This is a genomic window from Geodermatophilus sp. FMUSA9-8, from assembly GCF_037034165.1.
GTDB classification, from domain to species: domain Bacteria; phylum Actinomycetota; class Actinomycetes; order Mycobacteriales; family Geodermatophilaceae; genus Geodermatophilus; species Geodermatophilus nigrescens.
The window spans coordinates 446,128-462,060 of record NZ_JBAGKE010000002.1 but is presented as its reverse complement, the minus strand read 5'-3'; the positions used below and the strand labels follow the sequence as shown (position 1 = coordinate 462,060).

Below are 15,933 nucleotides of genomic sequence, written 5' to 3'. Positions count from 1 at the left end.
GTGGGACAGGAGTTCGCCGCGCTGGTCACCGACGGGCCGCTGCTGGTCGCCGCCGCCGTCGCCGCCCTCGTCGGGCTGGTCAGCTTCGCCTCACCCTGCGTCCTGCCGCTGGTGCCCGGCTACCTCTCCTACGTCACCGGCCTCGTGGGCAGCGGGGCGGCGAGCGGCGCCCGCACGGCCCCCGCGCCCGCCGGCGACGGCGCGGCGCCCGGGGCGACGGCCACCGCCGTCCGCACCGACGAGCGCTCCCCGCGCGGGCGGATGGTGCTCGGCGCGCTGCTGTTCGTGCTCGGCTTCACCGCCGTCTTCGTCGCCGTCGGCACCGCGTTCGGCGGGCTGGGACGGCTGCTCGTGCAGTACGACGACGTGATCACCCGCGTGATGGGCGTCGTCGTCGTCGTCGTGGGCCTGGCCTTCCTCGGGTGGCTGCCGCTGCTGCAGCGCACCGCCCGGCTGTCGGTGCGCCCGGCGGCGGGCCTCGCCGGGGCGCCGCTGCTCGGCGTCGTCTTCGGCCTGGGCTGGACGCCGTGCCTCGGCCCGACGCTGTCGGCGGTCTACTCGCTCGCCTACACCGAGGCCACCGCGGGCCGCGGCGCGCTGCTGTCGGTCGCCTACTGCGTCGGCCTCGGCGTGCCCTTCGTGCTGGTCGCCCTCGGCGCCCGCTGGGCGGTCGGGGCGACGACGTTCCTGCGCCGGCACGCGCGCGCGGTCACCCGGTTCGGCGGCGCGGTGCTCGTGCTCGTCGGGCTGCTGCTGCTCACCGGGGCGTGGACCGAGATGATGGCCTGGCTGCGCGCGTGGCTCGCCGCCACCGGCCTGGGGGAGTCGGCGCTGTGACCGAGCTCGCGAGGTCACCGATGGACAGAGCAGCCCTGCTCACGGCACCGACGAGCGTCAGCGAGGAGGCGCCGTGAGCACCGTCGCCCCGCCCCGGCCGGCCGCCGCGCCCCCGCCGTCCTCGCCCGCGCGCCCCTCCGCGGTCCGCCGTCTCGGCGGGTTCCTGCTGCGCCAGTGGCGGCGGCTGACCGCCATGCGCACGGCGATCGTGCTGCTGTTCCTGCTCGCGCTCGCCGCCATCCCCGGCTCGCTGCTGCCGCAGCGCTCGCTGTCGCAGGCCAACGTCCAGCAGTACTTCGCCGACCACCCGACGCTCGCGCCGGTCCTGGACGACCTCTTCCTGTTCGACGTCTTCAGCTCCCCGTGGTTCGCCGCGGTCTACCTGCTGCTGTTCGTCTCGCTGATCGGCTGCGTGCTGCCGCGCGCGCTCGAGCACGCCCGCGCGCTGCGCACCCCGCCGCCGCCGGCGCCGCGCCGGCTGACCCGGCTGCCCGACTCCGCCCGGCTGGGCACGACGCTGCCGGCCGGCGCCGCCCTCGACGCCGTCGAGGAGGAGCTGCGGGTGCGCCGCTACCGCGTCGTGCGGCGCGAGCGCGGGGGCGTGGCCGAGCTGTCCGCGGAGAAGGGGCTGCTGAAGGAGACCGGCAACCTGGTCTTCCACCTCGCGCTGGTGGCGCTGCTGCTGGGTCTCGCCGGCGGCAAGCTCTGGGGCTACGAGGGCAGCATCCTGGTCACCGAGGGCGACCGGTTCTGCAACTCGTTCCAGCAGTACGACACCTACTCCGCAGGTGCCCTGGTCGACAGCGGCGACCTCTCGCCGGTCTGCGTCGGCCTCGAGGACTTCCGCGCGGAGTACGAGGAGAACCTGACGGCGGCCTCCTTCACCGCCGACATCACCTACGGCGCCCCCGGCGAGGAGGGCAGCCCCGAGGTGATCGGCGTGAACGACCCCCTGCGGGTCGACGGCGACCGCGTCTACGTGACCGGCCACGGCTTCAGCCCGCGGTTCACCGTGACGCTGCCCGACGGGCGCACCTTCGCCGACGTCTCCGCGCCGTTCCTGCCCGTCGAGCAGTCGACGATGTCCAGCGAGGGCGCGCTCAAGCTGCCCGACCTCGGCGCCGGCTCCGACGACCAGCTCGCGCTGCAGGGCTTCTTCGCCCCCACCGGGCTGGTGCAGGACGACGTCCTCACCTCGATCGACCCGCGGCCGCTCGCGCCGCAGGTGGCGGTCGTGGCCTTCCAGGGCTACCTCGGCCTGGACTCCGGGCTGCCGCAGTCGGTCTACTCCCTCGACCAGTCGCAGATCGAGCGCGGCCGGCTCACCGAGGTGGCCCGCGGCAACCTGTCGGTGGGGGAGTCGCTGGACCTGCCCGACGGCACCACGGTGACCTTCGACGGGTACTCGGAGTTCGCCGCCCTGCAGTTCTCGCACGACCCCGGCCAGGTGTGGGTGCTCGGCGCCGCGATCGCGGTGCTCGCCGGCCTGCTCGGGATGCTCCTGCTGCGCCGCGAGCGGGTCTTCGCCCGCGCCGACACCGACCCCGCCACCGGCGGTACGGTGCTCGACGTCGGTGCGCTGACCCGCGGCAGCGGCGACGGCGCGCCGCGGTTCGCGGCCCTCACCGACGACCTGCGGGCGGTCCTCGCCAGCCGAGACCCCGCCCGTGCCGACCGCGCCCCGTCCGGGGGCGCATCCTCGACCGGAGGAACATCCGCGTGACGCCCGACCAGCTGTCCGGCCTGTCGGACACCCTGTTCTCCACCAGCGTGGGCCTCTACTCGCTGGCCACCGTCGCGTTCTGCGCGCAGCTGGCGTTCGGCCGCCGCCCGGCCCGGGAGCGGGCGCTGGTGACCGCCGGCGGGGGCGCCGCCGAGCTGCCGCCGCCGTCCCCGGCGGACCCGGGCGCGCTGCCCGAGGACCCGCCGTCGGTGCGCCGCTGGGGCCGGGTGGCGATGCTGCTGGCCACCGTCGGGGCGCTCACCCACGCCGGCGTGCTGGTCACCCGCGGGATGGCCACCGACCGGCTGCCCTGGGGCAACATGTACGAGTTCGCCACGGCGGTCGTGCTCGTCGCCGTGGTGGCCTTCCTGGTGCTGGCGCTGCGCTCGCCGGGCCTGCGCCACCTGGGCCTGTTCGTGCTGGCCCCGGTCGTGGTCAGCATGGTCGCGATCGGCCTGTTCCTCTACGTCGAGGGCGGCCCGCTGGTGGCGGCCCTGCGCTCGAGCTGGCTGGCCGTGCACGTGTCGACGGCGATCCTCGGCTTCGGCGTCTTCTTCGTCAGCGGCATCGCGAGCGTGCTCTACCTGGTCCGGTCGCGGTACGAGGCCCGCGGCGGCGACCCGTCGTCCTCGCGGCTGGTGGCCCGCATGCCGTCGGCGGCCACGCTCGACCGCGTCGCGCACCGCACCGCCGTCTTCGGCTTCCCGATCTGGACCTTCGCCGTCATCGCCGGCGCCATCTGGGCGGAGAGCGCCTGGGGCCGGTTCTGGGGCTGGGACCCCAAGGAGACCTGGGCCTTCATCGCGTGGGTGGTCTACGCCGCCTACCTGCACGCCCGCACGACCGCCGGCTGGCGCGGCCGGCCCGCGGCGTGGGTCAACGTGGTGGGCCTCGCGGTCATGGTGTTCAACCTGCTGTACGTGAACATGGTGTCCACGGGGCTGCACAGTTACGGCGGGGTCAACTGACTTCCGCCCCACGGGTCCCAGCACGCGCGTCCCGCCCCTCCCGTTCGGGGTCCGGGCGCCCGTGGCTCCCGCTGCGTGCTCCACTTGTCGCCATGACCGCACGCACGGGGGCTGACCGTGGGTAGGCACGCCGCCGCCGACGGAGCAGGCACCGACCCGATCGTCGCCGCAGCGCTCGCGTCGCAGGACGGCGCCGCTCCCGGGACCCGCCACGCCACCGCCGACGGTTCCCCCGACGGCGGCACCGGCAGCGGCACCCAGGGCGGCACGGACGGCGGCACGGAGAGCGGCCTGGGCTGGCCCGGGGACACCACCACCGGTGGGGGCCTCGGCTGGCCCGGCGGCATCGACCGGGCCGCGGCCCAGGACGCCCGGCCGGCCGGCGAGGCCGCCGAGGTCGTGGAGACCGTCGGGGCCGTCGACGCGGACGCCGAGCGGGCCGTCGTCGAGGCCGCGGAGGACGTGCTGCGGGAGACCACGCGCATGGACGCCGTCCCGGCCGTCCCGGACCCGCGGGACGTCCTCGGGGACGACCCCGCGGACGGACTCGGGGACGACGCCGAGCCGCCCACGCGGCGCGGATGGCGCCGGATCTTCGGCGGCACCGCCGCCTGAGCGGCGGCCGCCTGCCACCTGGCGACTAGGCGGGCGACCCGTCGTCGCGGCGGGCGCGGCGGCCGAGCTCGCGCAGGAACTCCGGGTCGTCGTCGGGCGCGACCGGTCGCGTGGCGCGCGGCGGGCGCGGACGGCGGGCGGGGCGCTGGGGGCGCACCCCACGGCCGGCCGCGGCGGTCGCCCGCATCACGAGCAGGACCACGACCACGGCGACCACCAGCAGGAACAACGGAGCCACCGGGCCCACCTCCTCGTCTCCCCGCCACTGTACGACCGCGGGGATACTCGCCAGTGCGAGTGCGGCGCGCCGCCTCGATCCCTCGCCCCCTCCCGGACGGAGTGCCCCATCGACGCCGTCGACCGACAGCTCGTCGACCTGCTGCGCGCCAACGGACGGGCCAGCTACGCCGAGCTCGCCCGGCAGGTCGGCCTCTCCGCGCCGGCCGTGCACGAGCGGGTGGGCAAGCTGGAGACCGCCGGGGTGATCACCGGCTACCGCGCCGTCGTCGACCCCGCCGCCCTCGGCCTCGACGTCACCGCGCTGGTGGGCGTCATCGAGAGCGACTCGGTCGACGACACCGGCGTCGAGGCAGCGCTGCGGGCGATGCCCGAGGTCGAGGACTGCTGGCGGGTGGCCGGCAGCGAGGGCTACGTGCTCAAGGTGCGGGTGACCGACATCCCGGCACTGGAGGCCGCCATCAACGCGTTGAACAGGATCGAGGGCGTCGCGCGCACCCGCACGACCGTGGTGCTCTCGACCAAGTGGGAGGGACGACATGACTGAGCAGGCGCGCACCCCGGTGGGCCCTGACGGCAAGCCGCTGCCGCGGCCGAGGGTGCTGCCCTGGCTGGTGATGCACACCGTCGGCCGGCTGGCCGTCTTCGCGCTGCTGACCGTCGTGCTGTGGATGGTCGGCCTCGACTTCTGGTCCGGCCTGCTGTTCGGCCTCGTCGCGTCGATGCCGGTGGCGTACTTCCTGCTCCGCCGCTCCCGCGAGCAGCTGAGCGTCGCCCTGGTCCTGCGCGCGGAGGAGAAGCGCCGGGCCAAGGAGGAGTTCCGCACCCGGCTGTCGGGCGACCAGCCCGCCTGAGCGCGATCAGCCGCTGAGGGCGAGCCCCGCCGCCAGCAGCACGCCGGTGGCGAGGGTGAGCAGGCCCGTGGCCTGCAGCGCGGCGATCAGCGCCGGGCCGCGCCCGCCGGAGAGCACCACCCGCGCCGGCGGGACGGCCAGCGGCGCGGCGGCCAGCGCGAGCAGCGCCCAGGGCCGGCCCACCCCGATGGCGACGACGACGGCGAAGGCGACCGCCAGCAGCCCGACGTAGAACAGCCGGGTCCGCGGGGCTCCGAGCAGCACCGCGAGCGTGCGCTTGCCCACCTGGGCGTCGCCCTCGACGTCGCGCAGGTTGTTGACCACCAGCAGCGCCACCGACAGCAGCCCGACCGGCACCGCGGCGGCCAGGGCCAGGCCCTCGACCCGGCCGGTCTGGGCGAAGGTCGTCCCGGCGACGGCGACCAGGCCGAAGAACACGAAGACGAAGACCTCGCCCAGCGCCCGGTAGCCGTAGGGGAGCGGGCCGCCGGTGTAGGTCCAGGCCGCGGCGATGCACACCGCGCCGACGGCGACCAGCCACCAGCTCGACAGCGCCGCCAGCGCGAGGCCCGCGCCCGCCGCGACGGCGAAGGACAGCAGCGCCGCGGTGAGCACCTGCCGGGCCGGCGCCGCGCCGGAGCCGACGAGCCGCATCGGCCCGACCCGGTCGGCGTCGGTGCCGCGCTTCCCGTCGGAGTAGTCGTTGGCGTAGTTGACCGCCACCTGCAGCGCGAGGGCGACCAGCAGCGCCAGCAGCGCCGGGACGAGCCGGAAGCCGTCGAGCGCGGCGGCCGCGCCGGTGCCCACCAGGACGGGCGAGAGCGCGGCGGGCAGCGTGCGGGGCCGGGCGCCGGCCACCCACTGCGCCGGGGTGGCCATCAGCGGGTCACCGTGGCGGCGACGCCGAGCCGGTCGGGCTTGCCGGTGTGCAGCGTGGGGACGGCGTCGAGCAGGTGCAGCTCCCGCGGCGCGCTCGGCCCGCCCAGCCGCCCGCTCACCCAGGCCCGCAGCGCGGCCAGCTCGGGGGCCGCGCCGGGCGCGGGCACGACGGCGGCCACCACGCGCTGGCCCCACTCGTCGTCGGGCCGGCCGAAGACGACGGCGTCGGCGACGTCGGGGTGCTCGCGCAGCGCGCCCTCGACGGCCTGCGGCGCGACGTTCACCCCGCCGGTGACCACGACGTCGTCGAGCCGGCCGGTGACCGTCAGCCGCCCGTCGGCGCCGATCGTCCCGGCGTCGCGGGTGCGGAACTCCCCGCCGGTGAAGGCGGCCGCGGTGCTCGCCGGGTCGCGGCGGTAGCCGAGGGCGAGCACCGGCCCGGCGATGGCGATCCCGTCGTCGTCCACCCGCACGCGGACCCCGTCGAGCGGGACGCCGTCGTACACGCAGCCGCCGGCCGTCTCGCTCATCCCGTAGGTGGTCACCGCGGCCACGCCCTCGGCGCGGGCCCGGGCGAGCAGTGCGGGGTCGGTGGCCGCGCCGCCGACCAGGACGGCGTCGAAGGTGCGCAGCACCTCCGGCTCGCGGTCCAGGTACCGGCGCAGTTGCGTGGGCACCAGCGCGGTGTACCGGCGGCCGCCGGGCATCCGGGCGGCGGCCGCGGCCAGGCCCTCCCCGGGCGCGAGGACGGCCGGGAGCGTGCCGGCCAGCGCCGAGCGGACGAGCACCTGCAGCCCGGCGATCGCGGACACCGGCAGCGCCAGCAGCCAGGTGCCCGGGCCGCCGAGCCGGTCGAGGGTGGCGGTCGCCGACGCCCGCAGCGCCGCGGCGGGCAGCAGCACGCCACGCCCGCCGCCGGTGGACCCGGAGGTGACGACGACGAGGTCGGCGCCGTCCTCGAGCGGCTCCTCCGGGGCGAGCACCTCCCGGGCGGCAGCGGCGGCGGGGCCGGCGGGCAGCACGGCGAGCGGCGCGGACCCCTCGAGCGCGGCGTGGACGGCGGGCAGCACGGAGCCCAGCACGTCTGCGGGGGCCTCCGGCGCGGGGAGGACGGTGAGCTGCCGGGGCACGATCCCCGAGGGTACGACCCGCCCGGCATACGCTTGCCGCCGTGATCACCTCCGTGCCGCTCCCGCCCGGGACGACGGCGACGGCGGTGTGGTCGGTGCCGATGCGCACCCGGTTCCGCGGCATCGACGTCCGCGACGGCGTGCTGGTGCGCGGGCCGGCCGGCTGGGGCGAGTTCTCCCCGTTCTGGGACTACGGCGTGGCGGAGAGCCGCCGCTGGTGGGCCGCCGCGGCGGAGGCGGCGCTGGAGGGCTGGCCCGCGCCGGTGCGCGACTCCGTTCCCGTCAACGTCACGGTGCCGGCGGTCGACGCGGAGCGGGCGCACGCGATCGTGACCGCCTCGGGCTGCCGGACGGCGAAGGTGAAGGTGGCCGAACCCGGGCAGACGCCGGCCGACGACCTCGCCCGCGTGGAGGCCGTCCGCGACGCGCTCGGCCCCGCGGGCGCGGTGCGGGTCGACGCCAACGCCGCGTGGGACGTCGACACGGCCGTCTCCAGGATCCGGGAGCTGGACCGGGTCGGCCTGGAGTACGTCGAGCAGCCCTGCGCCACGCTGCAGGAGCTGGCCGCGCTGCGCCGCCGGGTCGACGTGCGGGTCGCCGTCGACGAGGGCGTGCGCCGGGCCGGCGACCCGCTCGCGGTCGACCTGCGCGAGGCCGCCGACGTCGTCGTCCTCAAGGTGCAGCCGCTCGGCGGGGTGCGCGCGGCGCTGCGGGTGGCCGAGGCGCACGGCCTGCCCTGCGTGGTGTCCTCGGCGCTGGAGTCCTCGGTCGGCATCGCCGCCGGGGTGGCGCTGGCCGCCGCGCTGCCGGAGCTGCCCTTCGCGTGCGGCCTGGCGACCGTCGCGCTGCTCGGCGGCGACGTGACGGCCGACCCGCTGCTGCCCGTCGACGGCGCGCTGCCCGTCCGCGCGGTGGAGCCCGACCGGCTCGCGGAGGTGACCGCGCCCGACGACGTCGCCGGCCGCTGGGGCCGGCGGCTCGCGGCGGTGCTCGCGGCGTGAACCCCTCCACCGCCTTCGCCCGCGTGCTGGTCGACGAGCTCGTCCGCGGCGGGGTCCGCGACGCCGTCGTCGCCCCGGGGTCGCGCTCGGCGCCCGTGGCGCTCGCCCTCGCCGCCGCGGAGCGCGCGGGCTCGCTGCGGCTGCACGTGCGCATCGACGAGCGGACGGCGTCCTTCCTCGCGCTCGGCCTGGCCCGCGCCTCCGGCCGGCCGGTGCCGGTGCTCACCACGTCCGGGACGGCGACCGCGCACCTGCACGCCGCGGTCCTCGAGGCCGACGTCACCGGCGTGCCGCTGCTCGCGCTGACCGCCGACCGGCCGCCGGAGCTGCGCTCGACCGGCGCCAACCAGACCATCGAGCAGCCCGGGCTCTACGGCGGCGCGGTGCGCTGGGCGGCCGACGTCGGCGTGCCCGAGGCCGGCCGCGAGGCCGCGCAGAACCGCTACTGGCGCTCCGTGGTCTCCCGCGCGCTGCTCGCCGCCACCGGCGCGCTGTCGGGCGACCCCGGGCCGGTGCAGCTCGACCTGCCGCTGCGCGACCCGCTGCTGCCGGAGGAGGAACCGGGCCCGCTCACCGGCCCGTGGGCCGGGCGGGACGACGGCGGCGCGTGGACCGCGGGCCGGGCCTCCCTCGCGCCGGTCGATCCGCTGCCCGACGCCCCTCGCACGCTGGTGGTCGCCGGTGACGGGCCGTCGGCGGCCGGCCGGGCGTGGGCCGAGGGTGCCGCGGCCGCGGGCTGGCCCGTGGTCGCCGAGCCCAGCGGCGGGGCGTGGACCGGCGACGCCGTGCGCGGCGGGGCGCTGCTGCTCGGTGCGCCGGACTGGCTGGAGGAGCACCGGCCCGCGCGGGTGGTCGTGCTCGGGCGGCCGACGCTGTCGCGGCCGGTCTCGGCGCTGCTGGCCGACCCCCGGGTGCGGGTGGAGACGGTGGTGTCCGGCCCGCGCTGGCCCGACCCCGGCCGCTCCAGCACGTCGGTCACCCGCGCCGTCCCGCCGTCCGGGCCGCCCGCGGACGCCGCCTGGGCAGTCGCCTGGCGCGACGCCGCCGCGCGGGTGGGCACGGCCGTGGACGCGCTGCTCGACGGCGCTCCCGGCCTGACCGCCGCCCGGCTGGCCCGCGACGTCGTCGCCGCGCTGCCCGCCGGCGCGCTGCTGGTGCTCGGCTCGTCGACGCCCGTGCGCGACGTCGACCGGCTCGCCGTGCCGCGCGGCGACGTGAGCGTGCTGGCCAACCGCGGCGTCGCGGGCATCGACGGGACGATCTCCACGGCGATCGGGGCCGCGCTGGTGCACGGCGGCCCGGCGGTCGCGCTCATGGGCGACCTGACCTTCCTGCACGACCTGCAGGGGCTGCTGACCGGCGAGGGCGAGGCCCGGCCGGACCTCACCGTCGTCGTCCCGGACAACGACGGCGGCGGGATCTTCGCCCAGCTCGAGCCGGGGCGGCCCGCGCACGAGCGCGACTACCGGCGGGTGTTCGGCACGCCGCACGGCCGCGACCTGGTCGCCGTCGCCCGGGCGCTGGGCTGGGCGGCCACCGCGGTGACCACCGCGGACGAGCTGCCGGCGGCGCTGGCGCTCGGCGGGCCGCGGGTGGTGGTCGTGCGCACCGACCAGCGCGCGGAGGCCGGCCTCGCCGTCGCGCTGCGGGAGACCGCCGCCCGTGCCCTGACCTGACCCGCGCGGCCGGTGTGCTGCGTCACCGGCCGCCGCTGGTCCCGGCCGTCGGTGCAGGGCAGGGGCCGTCTCCGCGACACGGGGCGCGACCAGGGTGGATCGTCCGGAGAGCGGGGTCGCCGGCCCCTCGACCGAGGGGTGCCGATACCCCGCAGGAGCACAGAACAACCTCGACGTGACCGGCGACACGACGACAGTTGCCATGACGATATGTAACGTTTTGGCTGCGCTCAGCACACCGGAGCGCGGCGCCGGTCCGCCAAACCCTGCCCACCGGTCGCTCACGTCAACTCCCAAGGGCAGGGGTGGGGGACCCACTTCCGGCGCGTGACGGCCTACGGGGGCCTGACCTGAACGCGTCTCCGGGGTGAAGCCGCGTCCCGCGGCCGGGCACCGATCGCCCGAACCCGACAGCTCACCTCGCCGGCGGTGATCGGGAGATCATCACCATGCCCAAGCACCGCGCACCCCGTTACGTCCGCACCAAGAAGGTCATCGCCAAGGCCCCTGTCGCCGCCGGCGCCACCGTCGTCGGGATCGGCGTCCTCAGCTCGCCCGCCTCCGCCTCGACCAGCCACGACTGGTCCGGCGTCGCCCAGTGCGAGTCGAGCGGCAACTGGTCGATCAACACCGGCAACGGCTACTACGGCGGCCTGCAGTTCAGCCAGTCCACCTGGGCCGCGTTCGGCGGCACCGAGCTCGCCCCGCGCGCCGACCTCGCCACCCCCGCCCAGCAGGTCGAGATCGCCGAGGCCGTCCTCGCCGGTCAGGGCGTCGGCGCCTGGCCGTCCTGCGGGAAGTACCTGGCCGAGGGCACCACCGCGGCCGCCGCGGAGGCCCCCGCTCCCGCCGCGCCCGCCGCGGAGGCTCCCGCGCCGGAGGCCGCTCCCGCCGCCCCGGCCGCGCCGGCCGAGGCCGCGCCTGCGCCGGCCGCTGGCGACACCGAGGACTACACCGTCCGGTGGGGCGACACCGTCGCCAAGATCGCCGCCGCCCACGCCCAGAGCTGGCGGGAGCTCTACGAGCGCAACGTCGACGTCATCGGCAGCAACCCGAACCTGATCTTCCCGGGTCAGGTGTTCGCGGTGAGCGGGGCGGCTCCGGCCGCCGCGCCCGCCGAGGCGCCGGCCCCCGCGCCTGCCGCGGCCCCCGCCGAGGCCCCGGCCCCCGCGCCCGCCGCAGCCCCTGCCGAGACGCCCGCCGGTGGCTCGAACGCCGGGGAGTCTGCGCCGGTCGGCGAGGTCGCCCCGCTCGCCGAGGCCGCCCCCGAGGTCGCCGCGGCGCCCGCCTCGGCCGCCGCCGTCGCCACCATCACCAACAGCTCCGGGCCGATCCACGCCGCGGTGCAGGCGGCCGCGAACGCCGTCGTGAGCGCGGTGCCCGGCGCCGGTGACATCACCCTCGGCGGCACCCGGCCCAGCGCCGTCGACCCCGACGGGCACCCCTCGGGCAAGGCCCTGGACTACATGGTCATGAGCGACGCCACCCTCGGCGACGCCATCGCGCAGTACCACGTGGACCACTGGGACGAGCTCGGTGTCGAGTACGTGATCTGGGAGCAGCGCATCCTCACCTCGCCCGACGGCGCGTGGCGCGCCATGGAGGACCGCGGTGGCGTCACCGCGAACCACTTCGACCACGTGCACGTGAACTACGTCGGCTGACCACCGCCCGACACGAGGACCCCGGCCGCCCGCGGCCGGGGTCCTCGTCGTCTCAGGCGGGGACGAGGGGCGGCGACCGCAGCGCCGCGGGTGTGCGGATTTCGGTGCCGTCGGGCCGCCACGTGTGCCATCGCCCGTCAGCCAGGCGTTGCACGCGGAAGCCGTGATGGACCTTCGTGTGGTGGCGTTCGCACAGCAGCGCCGAGTTCTCCAGCGACGTCGGTCCGCCGTCGAGCCAGTGCACGACGTGGTGGACGTCGCACCACCAGGTGGGGGCGCCGCAGCCGGTGAACACGCACCCACCGTCGCGGACCTCCGCGGCGCGGCGGACGTGCCGGTCGGCGAGGCGCTGCTCCCGGCCCAGGTCGAGGGGGACGCCGTCGGGGCCGAGCACCACGCGGGTGATCGCGCCGTCGCAGGCCAGCCAGCGGGCGGCGGCCGCGGGGACCACGGCACCGGACCCGAGGGTCGCGCTGCCCCGCCACCGCGGCAGCGAGGACGTCCTCCTCGACCCGGCACGGGCCTGGCGGATGCTCCTGGTCGCCTCGCCGGCACCGCCTGTCTCGGCCGCGGAGGAGTCGGCGTCGCTGTCGGTCGCGGCGTCGGCCTGGCCGGCGCCGTCACCGTCGGTCCCGGCTCCTGAGCCGGTCGTGGCCTGGTCGGCCGGACAGGCGGGGTCGTGCAGGTCCTCCGCGTCGACCTTCACGACCACCTGCGGCTTGACCCCGCGCAGCTGCGGTGCCGCGCCGGTGGCCAGCGCGGTGTCGGCGAGCTGGACAGCGCCGTCGGCGAGCCGCTGCGCGCGGCTGCGGTCGTCGCCGGCGGGCCGGTCGGCCTGCACGTGTGCTTCCACCGCCGTGGCGAACCGCTCGGCACCGACCGGGTCGAGGTGCAGGTGGAAGGTGACGGTGCCGTCGGCGTGGCGGACCACCGACATGCGCCGCCCCTCGGTGGGGTCGGGCGCGGGGCCGTCGGGATCGAGGGCGGTGCAGTAGCGCTTCACCACGACGACCAGGGCGTCGTGCTCCTGCTCGACCGCCACGTCGGTGAGGACGGCGTCGATCTCGCCGAGGTCGACGCCCTGCGCGGCGGCTGCGGTCAGCCGGTCCGGGGTGGTCACCTCCGCGGCCACAGCGACCTGGGCGGCGGTGACGAGCCCGGCATGGTGCGCCTCGGCGAGGGCCGGCAGGTGCTCCAGCGCACGAGCGTTGTGCGCCGGCCGGGACGCCTCCCGCCCGGACAACCGGCAGTGCCCCCGCAACCACGACGCCACGGACTTCAGCCCGTCGCGCTCGGGAGCGGAGGACGCCTCGGCGGCCCGCACCGCGCGCGCCAGGCGGGCGTCGATCCGGTTGCGCTCGGCGACCAGCGCGGCGACGTCGTCCAACACGCCCCCGCCGCCGATCCCGCTCGAACACATGTACGGAGTCTACCGCCCCGAGTGTGGTGCGGCGACCTGTATCCGCAGGTCACGAGCCTGTCCACAGATGCCGGACAGGTCTTGACACCCCGCCATCTCAGGGCAGCGACGCCCAGTACGCGAGGTGGGCACGGTGCAGCCAGCCGTCCACCCAGGCGCGGTCGGGAAGCGGCGGCACCGCCGGGCTGTCGCGCAGCGCCAGCAAGCGCGCCTCGGCGTCCTCGACCGCCTCGACCACCTCGGCGAGCGGCACCTCCCCGCGGCGCACCCGGCGCAGGTACGCCCGGTCCGGCTCCGGCACCGGCAGGGTGATCCGCCCCGTACCGAGCAGCTCGGCGCCCTGCACCCCGAGCCGCAGCGCGTGCATCGCGAACTTCACGTCGAACCCGTGTGCGTCGACCAGCTCCGCGCGGCCGGGGCGGGCGCCGGTCATCGCCGCCCGCTGGGCGCGCAGGTATCCGAGGAAGCGGTCGGCCGCCAGGCGTGAGACGAACCGGTCGGCGTGCGCGACCAGCTCCGCACCGGCCTCGGTGCGGACCACGACCTCCTCGTCCGGCACGAACAGCAGGAGGAGGACCGTCGGGTTGCCGCCGAGCGCGAGCCGCGCCCACTTGCGTGCCGAGTAGACGACGACGTCGAGGTCGCCGGCGCCGGAGCGGTTGACCAGCCCACCGGGCCGGTCCCAGGCGGTGTGCCGGTGGTACTGCTCGAACGGCACGGTCGCCGTCGTCGACAGGCCCGCCGGCACCCGCGCGGTGCCGGTCACGAACTCCGGCGGCTCGAGGCAGATGCCCATCTCGTCGCGGTCGTCCTGGCCGGCCACGGAGGTGCCGTGGACGCCGGACCCGACCTGGGCGCGCAGGACCGTCCCCCGCTCGGCGATCGCGCGGGCCTCCGCGGAGGCGTGCGGGTGGTCGAACGGCGGCGGCAGCGATCGGGCACCGGCGACGGTGGGGACGGGGCGCACCGCGCCAGCCAACCAGCGCCGTCGTCGCCTGCCGACTCCTTTCCCACGGTCAGGCCGGCCGCTGCCACACCAGCAGGTAGCGCCAGAACAGCAGCCGGCGGACGCGCACGCCCGGGAGCACCGCCCGGGCCCGCGCCCGCACCTCCCGCACGGTGAGCTCCGGGTCGCGCATCGGCATGCCCGGCACGGGGGCTCCGGCGGCGTGCCCGCGCACGGCCCGCCGCAGCCCGACGGCACGGTCCGCGACCGCCGCGGTGAGCTCCAGCGGCAGCTCGCGGGCCAGGTCGGTGCGCGGCAGGGCGACCATCGCCAGCACGCCGCCCGGGCGCAGGGCCGCGGCCAGGGCCCGCAGCGCCTCCTCCAGGGGCAGGTGGTGCAGGACGCTCATGCCGACGACGGCGTCGTACCCGCCCGCCGGCAGCGCGAGGTCCAGTACGTCGGCCCGGTCCACCCGCACGGTCGCCGGCACCCGCGCGCGGGCCAGCGCGACCATCTCCGCCGAGCGGTCCACGGCGTCCACCCGCGCCGCCCGCCCGGCGAGCTCGGCGGCGAGGTCGCCGGCACCGCAGCCGACCTCGAGCACCCGCGCGGCGCCGGGTGGCACGGCGCGCAGCAGCAGGTGCCGGTAGTACGTGTTGTGGTCCCAGCGCAGGTCCGGGACCAGCCGCATCAGCTCTCCAGCGCGGCCTGGAAGGCGGCGAACTTCGACTGCGTCTCGGCGAGCTCGGCGGCCGGGTCGGAGCCGGCCACGATGCCGCACCCGGCGAACAGCCGGGCCGAGGCGGGGTCGTCGTCGCACAACTGCGCGCACCGCAGCGCCAGGCCGAACTCGCCGTCGCCGCGGGCGTCGAGCCAGCCCACGGGCCCCGCGTAGCGGCCGCGGTCCATCCCCTCGAGCTCGGCGATGACCGCGCGCGCGACGTCGGGCGGGGTGCCGCAGACGGCCGCCGTCGGGTGCACGGCGTCGACCAGGTCCAGCAGTCCCGCGCGCCCCCGCTCCCCGGACCGGCGCTGCGTGCCGACGACGTCGGTGGCCAGGTGCCGCACGTTCGGCAGCGTCAGCAGCGAGGGCTCGTCCGGCACCGACAGCGCGGTGCAGAACGGGTCGAGCGCCCGCACCAAGGAGTCGACGGCGAGGGCGTGCTCGGCGCGGTCCTTCGGGCTGGCCAGCAGGCCCGCCGCCAGCCGCTCGTCGTCGGCCCCCGCGCCGCGCGGCGCCGTGCCGGCGAGCACCCGGGCCGACAGCTGCCGGCCGGTGCGGCGCAGCAGCAGCTCCGGGGTGGCGCCGAGCAGTCCGTCGACGGCGAAGGTCCAGCAGTCGGGGAAGCGGGCGGCCAGGCGGTCGAGCAGCCGGCGGGCGTCGAGCGGCACGTCGGCGGTGACCAGCAGGTCGCGGGCCAGCACCACCTTCGCGAGGTCGCCGTCGCCGATGCGGGCGACCGCCGCGGACACCGCGCCGCACCAGGACGCGGGGTCGAGCGCCCCGTCGGCGTAGCGCAGCCGGCCGGGCGACGGCGGCAGGGGAGCGGGGGCGGGCAGGTCACGCGGGTCGGCGTCGCCGGTCGTGGTCATCCACGCCACCCCGCCGCGCCGGCCGACGACGACCTCCGGGACGACGAACACCGACGTCCCCGCGGCCGGGTCGAACGCGATGCTGGCGAACACGACCGGGCCGGAGCCGGGGACCGCGACGTCGTCGTCGACGGCGAGCGCGGCGCTGCGGTCGGCCCACCAGGCGGCCGCCTCGGCCAGCGCGCCAGGGCCGGAGACCTCGAGGCGGTCGGCCTCGCCCCAGCCGACGATCCCCTCGCCGCGGCGCACCCAGGACAGGGCGCCCTCGCGCGGCAGCAGCGACAGCAGGTCGGGGGCGTCGGGCAGCGCGACCGTCGTGACCGCGGGCGCGACGGGGTCCGGGGAGGTCACCGCCGCGGCTGTCACGCTCCCCAGCGTAGGCAGGCCGGT

General features: G+C 77.4%; 16 protein-coding genes and 1 riboswitch. Of the genes, 9 read left to right on the top strand and 7 right to left on the bottom strand.

The window, feature by feature from the left end:
* From WA616_RS06485 to WA616_RS06470, 4 genes are all read left to right on the top strand, one after another.
* Window positions 1-837 (top strand): cytochrome c biogenesis CcdA family protein, encoded by an 837-nt coding sequence (locus WA616_RS06485; RefSeq protein ID WP_336028299.1) that lies wholly within the window; start codon window positions 1-3, stop codon window positions 835-837.
* Between the two features lie 73 nt (window positions 838-910).
* Window positions 911-2,560 carry a cytochrome c biogenesis protein ResB gene (resB, locus tag WA616_RS06480; protein WP_336028297.1) on the top strand — a complete coding sequence of 550 codons (1,650 nt, stop codon included), beginning with the start codon at window positions 911-913 and terminating at the stop codon, window positions 2,558-2,560.
* The gene (gene ccsB / locus WA616_RS06475) at window positions 2,557-3,528 is read left to right on the top strand and encodes a c-type cytochrome biogenesis protein CcsB (RefSeq protein ID WP_336028295.1); all 972 of its coding nucleotides are present in this window, start codon (window positions 2,557-2,559) and stop codon (window positions 3,526-3,528) included. Before resB ends, ccsB begins: the two co-directional genes overlap by 4 nt.
* A 117-nt stretch (window positions 3,529-3,645) precedes the next feature.
* Complete coding sequence (locus WA616_RS06470; protein WP_336028294.1) at window positions 3,646-4,143, top strand: hypothetical protein; 498 nt, start codon at window positions 3,646-3,648, stop codon at window positions 4,141-4,143.
* A 25-nt stretch (window positions 4,144-4,168) separates the two neighbouring features.
* Here WA616_RS06470 and WA616_RS06465 read toward each other — a convergent pair whose 3' ends face one another.
* Window positions 4,169-4,381, bottom strand: a complete 213-nt coding sequence (locus tag WA616_RS06465) for a hypothetical protein (RefSeq protein WP_139253007.1) — start codon at window positions 4,379-4,381, stop codon at window positions 4,169-4,171.
* Here WA616_RS06465 and WA616_RS06460 point away from each other — a divergent pair.
* Both WA616_RS06460 and WA616_RS06455 read left to right on the top strand, forming a co-directional pair.
* Complete coding sequence (locus WA616_RS06460) at window positions 4,289-4,927, top strand: Lrp/AsnC family transcriptional regulator (protein ID WP_336028559.1); 639 nt, start codon at window positions 4,289-4,291, stop codon at window positions 4,925-4,927. The two genes, WA616_RS06465 and WA616_RS06460, sit on opposite strands and share 93 nt — an antisense overlap.
* Window positions 4,920-5,234, top strand: a complete 315-nt coding sequence (locus tag WA616_RS06455) for a DUF4229 domain-containing protein (protein WP_073421274.1) — start codon at window positions 4,920-4,922, stop codon at window positions 5,232-5,234. The genes WA616_RS06460 and WA616_RS06455 overlap by 8 nt, the downstream gene beginning before the upstream one ends.
* Window positions 5,235-5,240: 6 nt before the next feature.
* On the opposite strand, the gene WA616_RS06450 is transcribed toward WA616_RS06455, so the two are convergent.
* Both WA616_RS06450 and menE read right to left on the bottom strand, forming a co-directional pair.
* Window positions 5,241-6,113: a 1,4-dihydroxy-2-naphthoate polyprenyltransferase gene (locus WA616_RS06450; protein WP_336028289.1), complete on the bottom strand. Its 873-nt coding sequence runs from the start codon at window positions 6,111-6,113 to the stop codon at window positions 5,241-5,243.
* Window positions 6,113-7,243 carry an o-succinylbenzoate--CoA ligase gene (gene menE / locus WA616_RS06445; RefSeq protein WP_336028288.1) on the bottom strand — a complete coding sequence of 377 codons (1,131 nt, stop codon included), beginning with the start codon at window positions 7,241-7,243 and terminating at the stop codon, window positions 6,113-6,115. Before menE ends, WA616_RS06450 begins: the two co-directional genes overlap by 1 nt.
* A gap of 41 nt (window positions 7,244-7,284) precedes the next feature.
* Between menE and WA616_RS06440 the strand changes: the two genes are divergently transcribed.
* The 3 genes from WA616_RS06440 (at window position 7,285) to WA616_RS06430 (ending at window position 11,584) form a co-directional block, all read left to right on the top strand.
* Complete coding sequence (locus WA616_RS06440) at window positions 7,285-8,244, top strand: o-succinylbenzoate synthase (protein ID WP_336028286.1); 960 nt, start codon at window positions 7,285-7,287, stop codon at window positions 8,242-8,244.
* The gene (gene menD / locus WA616_RS06435) at window positions 8,241-9,920 is read left to right on the top strand and encodes a 2-succinyl-5-enolpyruvyl-6-hydroxy-3-cyclohexene-1-carboxylic-acid synthase (RefSeq protein WP_336028285.1); all 1,680 of its coding nucleotides are present in this window, start codon (window positions 8,241-8,243) and stop codon (window positions 9,918-9,920) included. The genes WA616_RS06440 and menD overlap by 4 nt, the downstream gene beginning before the upstream one ends.
* 274 nt (window positions 9,921-10,194) lie before the next feature.
* Window positions 10,195-10,365: riboswitch (cyclic di-AMP (ydaO/yuaA leader) on the top strand.
* Between the two features lie 4 nt (window positions 10,366-10,369).
* Complete coding sequence (locus tag WA616_RS06430) at window positions 10,370-11,584, top strand: transglycosylase family protein (protein WP_336028283.1); 1,215 nt, start codon at window positions 10,370-10,372, stop codon at window positions 11,582-11,584.
* Window positions 11,585-11,636: 52 nt separating this feature from the next.
* Here WA616_RS06430 and WA616_RS06425 read toward each other — a convergent pair whose 3' ends face one another.
* From WA616_RS06425 to WA616_RS06410, 4 genes are all read right to left on the bottom strand, one after another.
* A complete protein-coding gene (locus tag WA616_RS06425; protein WP_336028281.1) occupies window positions 11,637-13,004 on the bottom strand; it encodes an HNH endonuclease signature motif containing protein in 1,368 nt (455 codons plus the stop codon).
* Window positions 13,005-13,101: 97 nt separating this feature from the next.
* Window positions 13,102-13,971, bottom strand: coding sequence for a nucleotidyltransferase domain-containing protein (locus tag WA616_RS06420; protein WP_336028280.1), 870 nt, complete (start codon window positions 13,969-13,971; stop codon window positions 13,102-13,104).
* 49 nt (window positions 13,972-14,020) lie between these two features.
* Window positions 14,021-14,641: a class I SAM-dependent methyltransferase gene (locus WA616_RS06415; protein WP_336028278.1), complete on the bottom strand. Its 621-nt coding sequence runs from the start codon at window positions 14,639-14,641 to the stop codon at window positions 14,021-14,023.
* Window positions 14,641-15,909: an isochorismate synthase gene (locus WA616_RS06410; protein ID WP_336028275.1), complete on the bottom strand. Its 1,269-nt coding sequence runs from the start codon at window positions 15,907-15,909 to the stop codon at window positions 14,641-14,643. Before WA616_RS06410 ends, WA616_RS06415 begins: the two co-directional genes overlap by 1 nt.
* Window positions 15,910-15,933: the final 24 nt, after the last annotated feature.

Bases quoted from the DNA above. Each gene is read 5' to 3' on its own strand.
- WA616_RS06455 (WP_073421274.1), top strand. From the start codon at position 4,920: ATGACTGAGCAGGCGCGCACCCCGGTGGGCCCTGACGGCAAGCCGCTG.
- WA616_RS06450 (WP_336028289.1), bottom strand. From the start codon at position 6,113: ATGGCCACCCCGGCGCAGTGGGTGGCCGGCGCCCGGCCCCGCACGCTG.
- WA616_RS06430 (WP_336028283.1), top strand. From the start codon at position 10,370: ATGCCCAAGCACCGCGCACCCCGTTACGTCCGCACCAAGAAGGTCATC.
- WA616_RS06425 (WP_336028281.1), bottom strand. From the start codon at position 13,004: ATGTGTTCGAGCGGGATCGGCGGCGGGGGCGTGTTGGACGACGTCGCC.
- WA616_RS06415 (WP_336028278.1), bottom strand. From the start codon at position 14,641: ATGCGGCTGGTCCCGGACCTGCGCTGGGACCACAACACGTACTACCGG.